This window comes from Acidovorax sp., assembly GCF_027492855.1.
Classification (GTDB): domain Bacteria; phylum Pseudomonadota; class Gammaproteobacteria; order Burkholderiales; family Burkholderiaceae_C; genus Acidovorax.
The window spans coordinates 16,952-33,318 of the sequence record NZ_JAPUDY010000074.1 but is presented as its reverse complement, the minus strand read 5'-3'; the positions used below and the strand labels follow the sequence as shown (position 1 = coordinate 33,318).

Annotated in this window: 14 protein-coding genes; 10 read left to right on the top strand and 4 right to left on the bottom strand. The window is 66.6% G+C overall.

Features of this window, described 5'->3' with window-relative positions; translation table 11 throughout:
- The first annotated feature begins 194 nt into the window (after positions 1–194).
- The 9 genes from Q0105_RS14865 (at position 195) to Q0105_RS14825 (ending at position 11,362) form a co-directional block, all read left to right on the top strand.
- Positions 195–1,268 (top strand): ABC transporter ATP-binding protein, encoded by a 1,074-nt coding sequence (locus tag Q0105_RS14865; protein WP_298212915.1) that lies wholly within the window; start codon positions 195–197, stop codon positions 1,266–1,268.
- Positions 1,269–1,290: 22 nt separating this feature from the next.
- Positions 1,291–2,937, top strand: coding sequence for an iron ABC transporter permease (locus Q0105_RS14860; protein ID WP_298212914.1), 1,647 nt, complete (start codon positions 1,291–1,293; stop codon positions 2,935–2,937).
- Between the two features lie 66 nt (positions 2,938–3,003).
- Complete coding sequence (locus Q0105_RS14855; RefSeq protein ID WP_298212913.1) at positions 3,004–3,987, top strand: ABC transporter substrate-binding protein; 984 nt, start codon at positions 3,004–3,006, stop codon at positions 3,985–3,987.
- Positions 3,988–4,428: 441 nt separating this feature from the next.
- The gene (locus tag Q0105_RS14850; RefSeq protein WP_298212912.1) at positions 4,429–5,829 is read left to right on the top strand and encodes an L-serine ammonia-lyase; all 1,401 of its coding nucleotides are present in this window, start codon (positions 4,429–4,431) and stop codon (positions 5,827–5,829) included.
- Between the two features lie 27 nt (positions 5,830–5,856).
- Positions 5,857–6,393 (top strand): C4-dicarboxylate ABC transporter substrate-binding protein, encoded by a 537-nt coding sequence (locus tag Q0105_RS14845; RefSeq protein WP_298212911.1) that lies wholly within the window; start codon positions 5,857–5,859, stop codon positions 6,391–6,393.
- Positions 6,390–7,940 carry a TRAP transporter large permease subunit gene (locus Q0105_RS14840; protein WP_298212910.1) on the top strand — a complete coding sequence of 517 codons (1,551 nt, stop codon included), beginning with the start codon at positions 6,390–6,392 and terminating at the stop codon, positions 7,938–7,940. The genes Q0105_RS14845 and Q0105_RS14840 overlap by 4 nt, the downstream gene beginning before the upstream one ends.
- A 94-nt stretch (positions 7,941–8,034) precedes the next feature.
- Positions 8,035–8,874, top strand: coding sequence for a presqualene diphosphate synthase HpnD (gene hpnD, locus Q0105_RS14835; protein WP_298212909.1), 840 nt, complete (start codon positions 8,035–8,037; stop codon positions 8,872–8,874).
- Positions 8,875–8,893: 19 nt separating this feature from the next.
- A complete protein-coding gene (gene hpnE, locus Q0105_RS14830) occupies positions 8,894–10,204 on the top strand; it encodes a hydroxysqualene dehydroxylase HpnE (protein ID WP_298212908.1) in 1,311 nt (436 codons plus the stop codon).
- A gap of 147 nt (positions 10,205–10,351) precedes the next feature.
- Complete coding sequence (locus Q0105_RS14825; RefSeq protein WP_298212907.1) at positions 10,352–11,362, top strand: tripartite tricarboxylate transporter substrate binding protein; 1,011 nt, start codon at positions 10,352–10,354, stop codon at positions 11,360–11,362.
- A 65-nt stretch (positions 11,363–11,427) separates the two neighbouring features.
- Here Q0105_RS14825 and Q0105_RS14820 read toward each other — a convergent pair whose 3' ends face one another.
- The 4 genes from Q0105_RS14820 to Q0105_RS14805 all read right to left on the bottom strand — a co-directional run bounded on the left by Q0105_RS14820 (position 11,428) and on the right by Q0105_RS14805 (position 15,009).
- Complete coding sequence (locus Q0105_RS14820; RefSeq protein ID WP_298212906.1) at positions 11,428–12,957, bottom strand: M14 family metallopeptidase; 1,530 nt, start codon at positions 12,955–12,957, stop codon at positions 11,428–11,430.
- 148 nt (positions 12,958–13,105) lie between these two features.
- Positions 13,106–13,318, bottom strand: a complete 213-nt coding sequence (locus Q0105_RS14815; protein WP_137748564.1) for a DUF2788 domain-containing protein — start codon at positions 13,316–13,318, stop codon at positions 13,106–13,108.
- Positions 13,315–14,166 (bottom strand): DUF2189 domain-containing protein, encoded by an 852-nt coding sequence (locus Q0105_RS14810; protein WP_298212905.1) that lies wholly within the window; start codon positions 14,164–14,166, stop codon positions 13,315–13,317. Before Q0105_RS14810 ends, Q0105_RS14815 begins: the two co-directional genes overlap by 4 nt.
- Before the next feature lie 99 nt (positions 14,167–14,265).
- Complete coding sequence (locus Q0105_RS14805) at positions 14,266–15,009, bottom strand: HAD-IA family hydrolase (RefSeq protein WP_298212904.1); 744 nt, start codon at positions 15,007–15,009, stop codon at positions 14,266–14,268.
- A gap of 64 nt (positions 15,010–15,073) precedes the next feature.
- Between Q0105_RS14805 and hemH the strand changes: the two genes are divergently transcribed.
- A complete protein-coding gene (gene hemH, locus Q0105_RS14800; protein ID WP_298212903.1) occupies positions 15,074–16,192 on the top strand; it encodes a ferrochelatase in 1,119 nt (372 codons plus the stop codon).
- The last annotated feature ends 175 nt before the right edge of the window (positions 16,193–16,367 follow it).

Sequence of the window (16,367 nt, the reverse complement as noted above, 5' to 3'; positions counted from 1 at the left end):
CTGGCGGACGACAACGGAGGGCATGAAGAACAGGGTGGATTTCAAAGCGTGTGGACGGCAAACAGCTTCTTACATCTTAGGGGAGGCGACCATTAGAAAAACTAACCGCACACCCCATAAAAAACCGCTGGTGGCTGCAACACCCTGCTCCCTATCATGGCCCACCAGCGGTCACCGCCCCTCTCCTACACGCCATGGCATCCATCACCATCGACGACATCGTCAAGCAGTTCAGCGGCCAGACCGTGCTGCAAAACCTCTCGCTGCACATCCCCGACGGCGCCTTCTACACCCTGCTGGGGCCCAGCGGCTGCGGCAAGACCACGCTGCTGCGCTGCATCGCGGGCTTTTACGAGCCCGACGGCGGGCGTCTGCTGTTCGACAAGGACGATGTCACCCGCGTGTCCACCCACCACCGCGATATCGGCATGGTGTTCCAGGACTACGCGCTGTTCCCCGACAAATCGGCCTTCGACAACGTGGCCTACGGCCTGCGCGCCCGCAAGGTGGCCAAGCCAGATATCACCCGCCGCGTGGGCGAGGCGCTGGAGAAGGTGGGCCTGTCGGCCCTGGCAGACCGCTACCCCGCGCAGATGAGCGGCGGCCAGCGCCAGCGCGTGGCACTGGCCCGCGCCCTGGTGATACGCCCGCGCGTGCTGCTGATGGACGAGCCCTTGTCCAACCTCGATGCCAAGATGCGCCTGCAGATGCGCGACGTGATCCTGGACCTGGTGCGCGAGGCGGGCATCACCACGGTCTTCGTGACCCACGACCAGGAGGAAGCACTGGCCATGTCCGACCGCATCGCCATCATGGACCGTGGCTCCATCGCCCAACTGGGCACGCCCGAAGACCTGTACGGCACGCCGGTCAATGCCTATGTGGCCGACTTCATCGGCTCGGCCAATGTGATCCCCGTGGCAGCCAGGCGCATGGACGATGGCGCCACACCCCATGTGCGCTACCAATTGGCCGGCCAAGAGCTCGACGGCGTGCTGGGCAGCCCACAACTGGGCAGTGAGAACGTGCTCATCGCCCGCCCCGAAGACCTGTCGCTCATGGCCCCGGCCCCGCATGTGCCCAACGCCCTGCACGGCCAGGTGCTGCGCCGCCAGTACCTGGGCTTCAAGACCGCCTATCGCATACAGCTACAAAACGGCCCCGAGATCCGTGTCGAACTGCATGCAGGCAACACCGTGGCCGACTTCCAGGCGGGCGATGCCGTGCAGGTGCTGGTGCCCGCCGACAGCCGCGTCGTGAGCGCATGACCGCACACCCCGAAAGCAAGCCATGAAAATCAACTGGTGGCCCTGGGGCGTGCTGACGCTGGTCAGCCTGGCCCTGCTCTCCTTCTTTGTGCTGTATCCGCTGGCCGTGCTGTTCTCCAACAGCGTGGTGGACGAGGGGGGCGGCTATTCGCTGGCCGCCTTTATCTCACTGGCCAAAGACAGCCAGTACGTGCTGGCCTTCAAGAACACACTGGTGCTGGGTTTTTCCGTGACGGCCTGCACCGTGCTGGTGGGCGTGCCGTTCGCCTACATGGTGGCGCGCTACGAGTTTCCGCTCAAGAACCTGGTGGCCGTCCTGCCCATCCTGACCATCGTGATCCCCGAGATCATCGTCGGCCAGTCGTGGCTGCTCATCCTGGGCAACAACGGCCTGCTCACCAATTTTCTGGCCGACATGGGCGTCGAGCTGCCCTCTTTCTACGGCTGGACGGGCATGATTTTTTCGATGACGTTGGTGTACTACACCTACATCTACCTGGGCGTGCTGGCCGCGCTGCGCGGTTTCGACGGCTCGCTCGAAGAAGCGGGGCTGAGCCTGGGCACCTCGCCCTTCGTCACCAAAATGCGCGTGCTGGTGCCGGTGATGCTGCCCGCCGTGCTGGTCAACGCGCTGGTGGTGTTCACCCTGGTGGTGGGCAACTTCGCGCTGTCCATGCTGCTGGGCAGCCGCGTGCCGCTGCTGTCGGTGATGACGTACAACACCTTCGTGAGCGAAATGGGCGGCAGCCCCGCGCTGCAAAGCGCCATGTCGGTGGTGTCCATCGCCATCGTGGCCATCGTGCTGTTCTTCCAAAAGCGCGTGGTGGAGCGCAAGATGTACACCATGACCCAGGGCCGTGCGCCCGCTCCGGTGCGTGTGCGTTCGGGCGCGGCGCTGCTGTTCACCGTCACTGTGGGCCTGGTCATCCTGGCGTCCATGCTGCCGCTGGTGATCGTTTTTGTGGGCGCCTTCACCGAGACCAGCGGCCCGGTCATGCGCTGGGGCAACTGGTCGCTAGGTAGCCTGCAGCGCGCGCTGCAGGGCGCGCCCGAGCCCATCATCAACTCCATCAAGTTTTCGTCCATCGCCACGCTGGCGGGGGTGGCCTTTGCGCTGCTGGTGAGCTACCTCACCATCAAGAAGCGCAACACCTTCACGCAGGCGCTCGACTACATCGTGGTGCTGCCGCTCACCATCTCGGGCACGGTGCTGGGCATTGCGCTGGTGCAGACCTTCAACACCGGCTGGCTGGTCCTGGCGGGCACCTCGGGCATCATGGTGCTGGCCTACACGGTGCGCCGGTTGCCGTTTGCGGTGCGCAACGCATCGTCCACGCTGTTCAACATCCCGGACTCCATCGAAGAGGCCTCGATCAGCCTGGGCGTCTCGCCGCTCATGACCTTCTTCAAGGTCATCCTGCCGGCCATGAAGGCATCGCTCATCTCGGCCGCCATCCTGATGTGGGTGACCACCATTTCCGAGCTGTCGGCCTCGGTGGTGGTCTACACCGGGGGCCTGGAAACCATGCCCATCGCCATCTTCCGCCAGGTCGACGGCGGGCGGCTGGGCCTGGCATCGGCCTATGGCGCGGCACTTGTCAGCGTGATCCTGCTGCCCATCGTGGTCGCCATCAAGGTGTTCCGCATCAACCTGTTCTCAAGCAAATAAGCCCGTTGCGGCTCCATCCCTCCCTCCATCCATCCTTCCAACCACCCACCCACCGAGAGGCCTTCCATGAAAATCAAGACCCTGTTGCAATGCTCGCTGGCCGCCATCGGCCTGACCGTTGGCCTGGCCCAGGCCCAGACCGTGGTTCTGTACTCGTCCAACAACACCGAGACCATCGAGACCGCGCTCAACGTGGTCAAGCAAAAGGCGGGATCGCTCAACGTGCAACAAGTCACTGGCGGCACGGGCTCGCTCATGAAGCGCATCCAGGCCGAGGCCAAGAACCCGCGCGGCGATGTGCTGTGGAGCGGTGGCTTCGGCACCCTGGGTGCCTACAAAGACCTGCTGGAGCCCTACAAATCACCCGACCTGGCGGCCATTCCCGCCGAGTTCCGTGGCCCTGACAACCTGTGGATAGGCACCAACGTGCATGTGATGGTGCTCATGGTGAACGAACGCCAGCTCAAAGGAATGGCCGCGCCCAAAACCTGGTCGGACCTGATGAAGCCGGAGTGGAAAGGCAAGTTCGCCATCACCGACCCCAGCAAAAGCGCCACCTCCTACATGCTGGTGTACGGCCTGCTCAAGCAGTTTGGCAAGGACGGCCTTGAAAAGATCGCAGCCAACGCGGTCATCACCTCGTCGTCGGGCACCACCTATAAGGGCGTTGCATCGGGTGAATATTCGGTGGGCCTGACCATCGAATATGCCGCACAAGAATATGTGGCCGGAGGCCAAAAGGAGATCAAGCTGGTGTACCCCACCGAAGGCAGCTACCTGGCGCCCGAGGGCATGTTCATCGTCAAGGGCGCCAAGAACATGGAAGCCGCCAAAACCCTGTACAACAACCTGCTGAGCAAGGACGTGCAGCAGGCCCTGCTGGTAAAGAACTTCCGCCGCCCCACACGCACGGACATCCCCGTCTCCAAGCTCACCGCGCTGCCCGACCTCCAATCCATCAAGATTTTCCCGATCGACCAGGACAAGGCTTCGCAAGAGTACGAACAGTTGGTGGCGCTGTGGAACATCGCAGTGTCCAAAACACGCTGAAGGGCTTGCGCCACGGGCGCTTGCCGCGCCCTTGCATTGCCCGCACCGGGTCAATGTAAGAAAAGTTAATGGGCGGCAAGGCGTTCCAGCGGAGCACGGATAACCAGGGAATTCATGACGGTAACCCTTGCTGAATATTGATCAGAAGCTATCAAATTGATAACAAACCTGCAGCCTCGTGCCCACCTCGGAGCCAACCGCCCCCCCGCCCATCAGGGATAACGCCTGTGCTGCCCAGGCCGCGCAAGGCTAGGCTCGGCCCACTCCTGCACCAAGAGTGTGGGCAGTGCGAAGACGCATGTTGTTTCATGACCGACCAGCGATGGCGCCACCCGCGCCATCGCTGTTTTCTGCTGTCAGCCCGCATGGTGAATGCGTCCCTGCCCCGAGCATCCACGGAACAACCCCACGGCCCTATTCACACTACGAGCACCGTCCACCATGACCGTCAGCGTTTTCGACCTCTTCAAGATCGGCATCGGCCCCTCCAGCTCCCACACCGTGGGGCCGATGATTGCGGCGCGGCAGTTCGCCTGCTATTTGCAGGCCACCGTGGGGCTGGCGGCGGTGTGCAACGTCACTGTGGAGCTGTTCGGCTCGCTCTCGGCCACCGGCGTGGGCCATGGCACCGACCGCGCCGTGCTGCTGGGCCTGGCCGGGCATGAGCCCGACCTCATTGACCCCGACCAGATCACGCCTGCCATCGCGCAGATCCGCGCCACCAAAACACTGGTGCTGATGGGCGAACACAGTGTGCCGTTCGTCGAAAAGGAGCACTTGCTGTTTCGCCGCAAAAGCCTGCCGCTGCACCCCAACGGCATGGCGTTCCATGCCTTTGACGCGCAGGGCACCGAGATCGCCACGCGCGAGTACTACTCGGTGGGCGGCGGTTTCGTGACCGATGCCACCGGCGAGCGCGTGCTCAATGCAGTCGCCAGCGCGCAAGCCGACGCTGAAGGCCACGGCAGCGGCCTGCCCCACCCCTTTCGCACCGGGGCCGAGCTGCTGGCTCAGTGCCAGGCCACCGGCATGACCGTCGCCCAGCTCATGGCCGCCAACGAGCAGCACTGGCGCAGCAGCACGGAAGTGCGCCGCCAGCTCATGGCCATCTGGCGCACCATGGCGGGCGCCGTGCAGCGCGGCTGCGCCAACACCGGCACCCTGCCCGGCCCGATGCATGTGCGCCGCCGCGCGGCCGAGCTGCACCAAAAACTCAGCCGATCGCCCGAGGCCGCGCTGCGCGATCCGCTCTCCATGCTCGACTGGGTGAACCTCTACGCCATGGCCGTCAATGAAGAAAACGCCGCCGGTGGCCGCGTGGTGACCGCGCCCACCAATGGCGCGGCGGGCGTGATACCGGCCGTGCTGCACTACTACGTCAACTTCCTGCCCGGCGCCAACGAAGACGGCATCGCCACCTTCTTGCTCACCGCCGGTGCCATCGGCATCATCTACAAAGAAAACGCTTCGCTCTCGGGCGCCGAAGTGGGCTGCCAGGGCGAGGTCGGCGTGGCCTGCTCCATGGCGGCGGGCGCACTGGCCGCCGTGATGGGCGGCAGCCCCGAGCAGATCGAGAACGCTGCCGAGATCGGCATGGAGCACAACCTCGGCATGACCTGCGACCCCGTGGGCGGGCTGGTGCAGATCCCCTGCATCGAGCGCAACGCCATGGGCGCCATCAAAGCCATCAACGCCGCCCGCATCGCCCTGCGCGGCGACGGCCAGCATGTGGTTTCGCTCGACAAGGTCATCAAGACCATGATGCAGACCGGCGCCGACATGAAGATCAAGTACAAGGAAACCTCGCGCGGGGGCCTGGCGGTGAATGTGGTCGAATGCTGAACCACACCCTGCGCCCGCCCCGCCTCCATGCCTCCGCCTCCCGAAGCGACCATTCCCCTTCTGCCCCTGGAGCGCTGGCTCAACCGCCTGAGCACCCTGGCAATGCCCCTGGCCCTGCTGATCGTGCTGCTGCTATTCCTGCAGTGGCCGCTGCGCGATGGCGTGGGCGTGGGCTCCGCCCAGGCCAACGACCTGGCCCAGGCCATATTCGCCCTGTATGTGGCAGTGGCGCTGCGGCACGCAGGGCAGCGCGACGCCCACCTGGTGAGCCGACCCGACCTGGCCCACGCGGGCGGCCCGTGGCTGCGCGCGCTGCGCAGCATGGGCGCGCCCCTGGTCGTGCTGCCCTGGGCGGTGTTTGTGTGCGTCAACGCAGCCCCCACGGTATGGCGCTCGGTGCGCGGGCTGGAGAGTTTTCCTGAAACCGCCAACCCCGGCTATTTCGTGATCAAGAGCGCGCTGCTGCTGCTGGCCACCCTGCTGGCACTGCAAGCCCTGGTGGACCTGTGGCGCGCCGCACGTGCCACGCGCGCGGCCATGGCCGCCAGGGGGCCTGCCGCATGAGCGCCATGGGTTTGCTGCTGCTGGGGCTGGCCCTGGTGCTCATGATGACCACCGGCTGGGCCACCTACGCCGTGCTGCTGGCCGTGAGCACCCTGGGCGCCCTGGCAGGCCTGGCCCTGGGCGCATTCGACATTGCGGTGCTGCGCAGCTTGCCCGAGCGCATCGTGGGCCTGCTGGAGCACGACCTGCTGCAGGCCCTGGTGCTGTATGCCGTGGTGGGCGCGCTGCTCAACCACCTGGCGCTGGTCGGCGGCCTCTACAGCGGCTTGCGCAAGGCCATCGCGCGGCTGGCCGGGCGGCGGGCCGCGTCCGAGATGGCAGGCCTGGCCGTGGGCATGCTGATGGCTCCCATGAACGGGTCGGTGGGCGCGAGCCTGGTCACCCTGTCACGCACCGCCGGGCAGGCCTGGGCCGAAGAAGGCATGCCCCCAGCGCGCCGCACAGCCCTGGTGGCTGTGGCCAGCACGCTGGGCATCATCGTGCCACCATCACTGGTGTTGCTACTGCTGGGCGACGCCATGCTGCGGGCCCACACCGAGGGCCTGTCGCTGGCCGCCCAGCTCGGCCTGGCCACTGCCCGGGCCGGCGCGCGCATCATCAACACCCAGGATGTGCTGCAGGCGGCGCTGGCACCGGGTGCGTTGCTGCTGGTGCTGTGGCTGGCCGTGACCTGGTGGCTGGCGCGCGCCACCGCCGCATCTACCGACGCCCGCCCAGCCCCGCCCGAACCTCTGACCCGCCGCGAGCGCTGGACGCTGGTGCTGGTGCCCACGCTCATCGTGGCGCTGCTGGCCCTGGTCACCACCGGGCGTGTGCGGGCCGTGGAGGCCGCCGCCACCGCCGGGGTGCTATTGCTGGCCTGGGGCATCGTGTCGCGCCAGCTCACCCGGCAGCGGCTGGGCCAGGTGCTGGACGACGCACTCGCGCTCACCGGTGCGCTGTTTGCCTTGCTGGTGGCTGCCGTCACCTTCTCGCTGGTGCTGCGTGCGTTTGGCACCGACCTGCTCGTGGCCGATTGGATGCGCGCACTGCAGGGCCAGCCCCTGCTCGCCATGGCCGTGGTGCTGGCGGTGCTGCTGGGTTCAGCCTTTGTGCTGGATGCGTTCGAGCTGATCTTCCTGATCGTCCCCATCGTGATGCCACCGCTGCTGGCGCTGGTGGACGATGCCGCCTGGGTGGCGGCCCTCACGCTGCTGGTGCTGCAGGCCGGCTTTTTGCTGCCCCCGCTGGGCTACGCGCTGGTGCTGGCACGCGCCCAGGTGGTGCCGCGCCCTGCCATGGCCGCCATGGTCCGAGCACTCGCCCCCTATCTGCTGAGCCTGTTGGCCGTGCTGGCCCTGGTGCTGGCCGTGCCCGCCACCACCCAGTGGCTGCGCACCACACCGGCCACGCTGCCAGAAACCTCCATCCAGGGCGACGACCTTGATGCCCTGATGCGGGAGATGTCACAACACCCCACCGACACACCCGATGCGCCGGAGATGCCCAGCGCACCCAGCGTACCCAACACGCCGACACCTGCCGCTGATCAGCTACCAAATCAATAGCTACTTGCGCTTATCCATCAAGCGGTAAGGCCCTAAAACCCCACAAACTCCACGAGGCCACCCGCCCCTCTGCGCCGTGGGACAATGCCGCCCCATGACACCGCAGCAGTACGTACAGCAAAAAGCCGCCGCCTCGGGCAGCAGCTTCTACTACGCCTTTCTCTTTCTGCCCGCGCAGCGCCGCGCGGCCATCACGGCGTTCTATGCGTTTTGCCGTGAGGTGGACGATGTGGTGGACGAAGTGACCGACCCCGGCGTGGCCCGCACCAAGCTGGCCTGGTGGCAGGCCGAGGTGGCCAAGGCTTACGCAGGCCAGCCCACCCACCCCGTGATGCTGGCCCTGATGCCACTGGCCGCCGACTATGGCATCGAACAGCGCCACCTGCAGGCCGTGATCGATGGCTGCCAGATGGACCTGGAGCAGACCCGCTACCTCGACTTTGCAGGCCTCAAGGGCTATTGCCACCTGGTGGCGGGCGTCGTGGGCGAAGTGGCCGCGCGCATCTTCGGCCAGACCGACCCGCGCACCACCGAATACGCCCACCAGTTGGGCCTGGCGTTCCAACTCACCAACATCATCCGCGACGTGGGCGAAGACGCCATGCTGGGCCGCATCTACCTGCCGGTGAACGAGCTGCAGCAGTTTGACGTGAAGGCGCACGAGATCTTGAAGCGCACCTACTCCGACCGTTTCACCGCGCTGATGCGTTTTCAAGCCGAACGCGCCCACCGCCTGTACGACGAGGCCTTTGCCCTGCTGCCCGACGCCGACCGCCGCGCACAAAAGCCCGGCCTGATGATGGCCAGCATCTACCGCACCCTGCTGCGCGAGATTGAGCACGAGAACTTCCAGGTGCTGCACCAGCGCATCCGCCTCACGCCGCTGCGCAAGTTCTGGCTGGCGTGGAAGGTGCAGGCCCTGGGCCGGATGTAGTGGTGATGGTGACGCAGGCATGAAGATCGCCGTCATTGGCGCGGGCTGGGCCGGCATGGCCGCCGCCATCGCGCACACACAGGCAGGCCGCCAGGTCACCGTGCTCGAAGCCGCCCGCACCGTGGGCGGCCGCGCGCGCGCCGTGCCGGGCCACTTGCCGGATGGCACTGCGGCCACGCTCGACAACGGCCAGCACATCCTCATCGGCGCCTACGCCGAGTGCTTGCGCCTGATGCGGCTGGTGGGCGTAGACGCCGACACGGCCCTGTTGCGCCTGCCGCTCACGCTGCAGTTCCCCGACGGCCAGGGGCTGCAACTGCCCGACCTGCCCCCGCCGCTCGACGCCCTGCTGGGCATTGCCCGCGCCAAGGGCTGGCTCTGGCGTGACAAGCTGGCGCTGCTGCGTGCGGCCACCGGCTGGCAACTGCACGGCTTTCGCTGCGCGCCCGAGACTTCGGTGGCACAACTGTGCGCCACGCTCACCCCGCGCCTGATGGCAGAGTTCATCGATCCGCTGTGCGTATCGGCCCTCAACACCCCCGCGAATGAAGCCAGCGGCCAGGTGTTTCTGCGCGTGCTGCAAGACAGCCTGTTCAGCGGGCGCGGCGGCTCCAACCTGCTGCTGCCGCGCACCGACCTGGGCGCCCTTTTCCCCGAAGCAGCGGCCCGCTGGCTACAGCAGCAGGGCGGCCAGGTCGTCACCGGCCAGCGCATTCAGCGCCTGCACCCCATACCGCGCGGACGCTGGCAACTGGTGTGCGCAGATGCCACCAAAACGCCCGAGGTGTTTGACCACATCACCCTCGCCTGCCCATCCTGGGAGGCCAGCCGACTGGTCGAGGGCCTGGCGGGCACCGCAGGCCTGGCCACCGCCAGCCGCTGGAGCGCCACGGCCAATGCCCTGCGCTTTGAGTCCATCACCACCGTCTATGCCCACGCCCACGGCGCGCGCCTGCCCCAGCCCATGCTGGCGCTGCGCAGCACCGCCGCACACCCGGCGCAGTTCGTGTTCGACCGGGGCCAGGCGGGCGGACAGCACGGCCTGCTGGCCTTTGTAGTGAGCGCCAGCAACGGCGAGCGGGCCCACATCGAACACCAGGTGCTGCAGCAAGCCAGCGCCCAGCTCGCCCTGCCCACCCTGCGCTCCGTGCAAACCGTGGTGGAAAAACGCGCTACCTTTGCCTGCACCCCCGGCCTGCAGCGGCCCGCCATGCAGGTGCTGCCGGGGCTGACGGCCTGCGGCGACTACGTGCAAGGCCCCTACCCCGCCACGCTTGAAGGCGCCGTGCTCAGCGGCAGCGCCGTGGCAGCCTGCGTTGCAGCGGGCTGAAGCGATCGCAGTTGCGCGGGCGCGCGGGAGGGCGCAGAGGGAGCGGGAAACTACCTAGCCCGCTGACAGCATTCCGAAAGCCGATCCCGGCACCATGGCGTCACGCGCAGCCCTTGCGTCGTAGAACGTGTTTACGGAGACAAACCCATGGTTTCACACGAAGACCCCGCCTTCTTTTCATCCACGCGCCGCCATCTGCTGGGTGCCAGCGGCGCGCTGGCCCTGGGTGGCCTGCTGCCCACGGGCGCATCGGCGCAAACGGCCTGGCCCTCCAAATCCCTGCGTTTTGTGGTGCCCTTTGCGCCCGGCGGCAGCTCGGAGATCGTGGCCCGCTCCACCGCCGTTGAGCTGAGCAAGACCCTGGGGCAAAGCGTGTATGTGGACAACAAGCCCGGCGCCGCAGGCAACATCGCCATGGGTGAAGTGGCCCGTGCGGAAGACCAGCACACACTGATCCTGGGCCACATCGGCACACTGGCCGTGAACCCCTTCATCTTCGACAAGCTGCCCTACGACGCCAACAAGGACTTCAAGCCCGTGAGCCTGCTGGCCAAGGTGCCCAGCCTGTATGTGGTGCACCCCGACGTGCCGGTCAAGAACCTCAAGGAGTTCATTGCCTACGTGAAAAAAAGCCCCGGCAAGTTCAGCTACGGCTCGGCGGGCAACGGCAGCGCCGGGCACCTGGCGTTCGAATACCTCAAGATGACCGCCGAGATCTTCATGCTGCACGTGCCCTACCGTGGCACCGGCCCCATGATGACCGACCTGCTCTCGGGCCGCCTTGACGCAGCCTCGGTGGGCGCCGCCGCCATGCTGCCGTTCATCAAATCAGGCAAGGTGCGCTGCATCGCCACCGGCTCGACCCAGCGCCTGCCCCAGTTGCCCGACGTGGGCACCGTGGCCGAACAGGGCTTCCCCGGTTTTGAGATGACCCAGTGGTACGGCATGCTGGCCCCCGCCAACCTGGCCCCGGCCCACCTCGACAAGCTGGCCACCGAGACCGCCAAGGCCGTCAAGGCCCCCGCCTCGCTGGAGCGCCTGAACGGCGACGCCGCCGAAGCCATTGGCGGCACGCCCGCCCAGTTCGCTCAGTTCATTGCCGCTGAGCAAGAGCGCTGGAAGAAAGTGCTGCTGCGCGCCAAAGTGAAGCCGGACTGAGGGGCTGTGACCAGAGGGCGCGGTTCAATGCACCAGCTCTCTGCCTCTCTGCTTGTCTGCCTGTGTCATGCCCCCTCGGCAAAACCCGGCGGAGCTTGCAGCACCCGCCACACCACCATTTCATCGCCCGGCTCGGGCGGCGGCAGGATGCCATTGGCCACCACACCATCGTCGCTTTCTGCCTCGCAGGCATAGACGGCAATGGCGCCATAGGGCTGGCCGGTGGGCACCACACACCAGCCGTCGGGCAGGGCGCGTTCGGTGCGTTCGTGGCGGGCGCGCCAGTAGGTGCTGGCCTGGGCCTCCAGGATCTTGGGGCCGGGCTCGGCGCAGGGCGCCAACAGGATCGGCACTTCAACCTGTAGCTGCGTGCCCGCCGCCACGGGCGCCAGCGCCAGGCCGTGCCCTTGCAGGTGCTCAGCCACCGCAGCAGGCATGGCATAGCCCCAGGAGCGCTGCACCGTGGCCGTGGGCACGAAGTGCGCAAAGTGCGGCACCTGCACGCTGATGGGAGCGCCCTGCAAGGTGTACGGCTCGCGCGTGAGCACCTCCACCGTGGCGTCCGGCACGGCCTCCAGCGCGTAGCGGATGGCGATTTTCTCGGGTGGCTCGGCGCAGTCGGCCAGCAGCCGCACGATCTCCGGCCCGTGCGCGGCCACATAGTGCAGCGCTTCGCGCAGCACGGCGTAAGTGACCTGCACGCGCGCCTCGAAGCTGATGTATGAGTACGCCTCCAGCAGCACGTCGAGCCGGTTGGTCAGCCCCCGGTAGTTGCAGCCAAAACGCGGATGGTGGGTGTAGGTGATCCAGCCCTGGCCCTGGCCGCCCTCGTCACGCACGAAGTTGCCGTACCAGAAGGTGTCGAGCCCCTCGCTGCGCTTCACCGCCGCCTGCACGGCGGGCATCATGCGCTCGCGCAGGTAGGCCACGGGCTCGCTGCGGCCGCTGTGTTCGGTGTGGGGGATGTCGTAGGTCAGCGCGAAACGGTGGATGGAGCCGTTGGTGGTGTGGCAGTCGAGCGTGAGGTGCGGATTCCAGGGCTGGCACACGCGGGTTTGCAGCAGGCGCATCTCCGTGGACTGCTGGCGCATGTAGTCGCGGTTCAGGTTGATGCCCGCCGCATTGTTGCGCGTGCCCACCAGCTGGGGGCCGTCCTGCCCGCGCAGTTGGGCAACGTTCAGCGGGCGGTTGTCGGCGCTCAGGCGGTCGTTGCCGTCGGGGTTGAAGAGGGGCGCCACCACCAGCGTGCAGTGCGCCAACAGGTCGCCATGCTCGCCGCGCAGCAGGTTGCGCACCAGCATCAACGCGGCCTCCTTGCCCTCCACCTCGCCCGCGTGGATGCCGCACAGGATCATCACCACGGGCAGGCCACTGGCCTGCGCGGCCGCGGGGGTGAAATGCCCATGCTCCGACAACACGAGCAGCGGCAGCAGGCGGTCTTCAGGCGTGGTGCCAAAGTCGCCAATGTGCAGCCGCGCATCGCCCAGCGCGCCCAGGGCGTCCACAAACGCCAGCACATCGGCGTGGGTGGAGGTTTCGGTGAAGGCGCTGGATTCAGCGCGGGTGAGCGGGGGCGGGGTCGGTATGGAAGTCATGTGCGGTCAAGCCATTGGGTGCGCCGACCTTACCGCAATGCCGCCGCGCGCTCATCGGGTTTTGCGGCATTGGCATGGCACCCGCTCCGTGCAATGAGCGCGGCCCGAGGCCACCCCGCAGCACGGGCTGCTCCTCAGGGGGGTGTCGCTATTTTTCCAGCCACCACTGGATCACGACCTTGGCCAAAAAACCGAGGAAACCCACGCCCAGCCCCAAAAACAGCACAAAGGTGCCAAAACGACCGGCCTTGGACTCCCAGGCCAGTTGGCCGATGATGAACAGCATGTACACGATGAACGCGCCCACGCCATAGGTGAGGAAGAAGCCGGATATCTGCGCCTCGGTAAAACCAAAGATCACGATGCGCCTCCACCACCACTGCGCGCAGGCGCTGCTGCCAGGTCCCGCTCGGGCAGGCTGGAGGCATCGACCAGATCACGGTAGGCATGCCAGCTGGCGTGGCCGAGCATGGGCATCACGGCGATCAGGCCGAGCAGCAGCGAGCCCAGGCCCAGCAGCGTGAACCCCAAAATGAGCGCCGCCCAGAACGCCATGGGCAGCGGGTTGACCAGCACCGTCTGCCAACTGGTGAGCACGGCCTGCAGCAGCGTGGCGCGGCGGTCCAGCAGCAGCGGCATGGCCACCACGCTGGACGCAAAAATCGGCGCCGCCATCAGGCTGCCCAGCGCCAGCCAGATTTCGAACAACCAGCCATCAGGGGCCATGACGACATGGCGCAGAAAGTCGAGCGGTGTCTCGATGGGCACCGGTGCCAGCAGCGTGATGAGCGCGGCCGAGGTCATCACCCAGCCCGACGCGGCCAGCGCCAACAAGGAGCCGAACTGGACCATGCACCAATAATCGTTGCCCCATTTGTTGACGTGGCTGTTCTGCCAGTTGAGCCAGGTCTTGAGCACCACGCCCAGGTTGGCGGGCTCGCCCCGCTCCAGCGCGCGGCTCAGCGCATACAGGCTGGTGGCCAGCACCGGCGCCACCACCAAAAAGCCCGACAACGCCCCCGCCAGCAGCCAGAACTTGTTGTGGGCCACGGCAAAAATGGCGGCCCCGAACAGGCTGAGCGCCAGGCCGTGTGCAAAGCTGATCCAGCCCGCACGCGCCATGTCGCGCCAGGCCATGACCAGCCATGTCATGGGCTGCATCAGGCGGATGGTGCGGACGGCGGGCAACAAGGGGGGCTTACGGGGCATGGTGTGCGGTCGCGTGGCGACGGGTAAGTGTGACGTTATCGGGCTGCGGCTTCAATCAGCATGCGCTCGAATCTTGACTTGGAGCAAGAAATACAGCGCTCAGTCCAGCAACTGCCGCAGCGCGGTCAGGCTGCCGACCGTGGCATGGGGCGCGCTGTCGCCATGGGGCCAGGGGTGGTTGGCGGCGTTGATCCACACCGCCTGCATGCCCGCCTGGAGCGCGCCCTGGGCGTCGAGGGTGGCGTCATCGCCCACATGCAGCACCTCGTGCGGCAACACACCCACCGCGCTGGCCGCCGCGTGGAAGATGCGCGCATCAGGCTTGGCCACGCCGAACTCCGACGCGCTGATGCTGTGGCGAAAATAGTGGCCAATGCCAATGCGGTGCACGTCGGCGTTGCCGTTGGACAAAGCCACCACGGGGTAGCGTGCCGACAAAAACGCCAGCGTGTCGTGGGCGTCGTCAAACAAGTCCACGCGCTGGCGCTCGGCAAAAAACAGGTCGAAAGCGGGTTCGGCCAGCGCGGGCTCGTCACCGGCCTGGGTCAGCGCCAGGCGGATGGACTCGCGCCGCAGCGCGCTCAGGTCGTGCAGCAGGTCGGGCCGCAGCGCCACCATCTGGTTGCGGATGGCACGCAGGGATTCGGTGCTGGAGAACAAGGCCGCCGTGGCGGGCGCGTGCTGCGTGAGCCAGTCCAGCAGCACACCCTCGGCCCGCGCAATGGTGGGCCAGATGGGCCAGAGCGTGTCGTCCAGGTCGATGGTGATGGCGCGAATGCGGGCGGTGTTGAGCGGCTGCGCCGGGGGCAGTGGTGTGGAAGGGTCGACAGGCGATGCAGGCATGGTTTGCCAAGAATACTCCAGGCCTGAAGGCCTTTTCAACGACCCTGTTTGCCACAATGCAGGCATGCGCTCCCCTTTTCACCCAGAACCTCCCTACACCCACGGCCAAGCCGAACGCACTGCCGTGCTGCTGTGCAACCTGGGCACGCCCGACGAACCCACGGCACCCGCGGTGCGCCGCTACCTGGCGCAGTTCCTGGGCGACCACCGCGTGGTCGAGATCCCCAAACTGGCATGGTGGCCCATCCTGCACGGCATCATCCTGCGCACCCGCCCCGCAAAATCCGCCGCCAAATACGCCAGCATATGGACGCCCGAGGGCTCGCCCCTGGCGGTATGGACGGCCAAGCAGGCCACGCTGCTGCGCGGCTGGCTGGGCGAGGCGGGCCACAACGTGCTGGTGCGCCACGCCATGCGCTACGGCAACCCATCCATCGCCAGCGAGCTCGACGCGCTCAAGGCCGAAGGCGCCACGCGCATCCTCATCCTGCCGCTGTACCCGCAATACTCGGGCACCACCACCGCCAGCGTTTTCGACGCGGTGTACGCCTGGGCCGCACACACACGCAACGTGCCCGAGCTGCGCTTCGTGAACCGTTATCACGACGCGCCCGGCTACATCGACGCGCTGGCCCGCACCATCGAAACCCACTGGAAGCACCACGGCCAGCCCGACCAACTGGTGATGAGCTTTCACGGCGTGCCCGAACGCACCCTGCACCTGGGCGACCCCTATGCCTGCGAGGCGCGCAAAACCGGCCGCCTGCTGGCCGAGCGCCTGGGCCTGCGCGCGGAGCGCTTTCGCATCACCTTCCAGTCGCGCTTTGGCAAGGCCAAGTGGCTCACGCCCTACACCCAACCCACCATCGAAGCGCTGGGCAAGGCGGGCACGCGGCGGGTGGACGTGGTGTGCCCCGGCTTCGCCAGCGACTGCCTGGAAACGCTGGAAGAAATCAACATGGAGGTGCGCGAGGCCTTCTTGCACGCGGGCGGCCAGGAGTTCCACTACATCCCCTGCCTGAACGACAACAGCCATTGGATCACCGCCCTCTCCCGCATCACGCAGCAGCACCTGGCGGGTTGGCCCACCGAGGCGCCGACCGCCGCCGTGCTGGCGGACGCACGCAGCCACGCACAGGCGGGCGGCGCGCCCACAGGCGCCTGCCCTGCGGCGCGCGGGTGAAGGTGCCATGCATTTGCTATATTATTGATAGCTATTAGCGCTTGATAATCAAGCGCCAGAGGCCAATTTCACCTGATTATTTACATACCTCAGACGCTTCGCCCCCAGCCGTTCGGGCTGGGTCGGACTCTGAGGTAGGTACATAGTCAGTCAATTTCATTCAAATCTTCGGAGA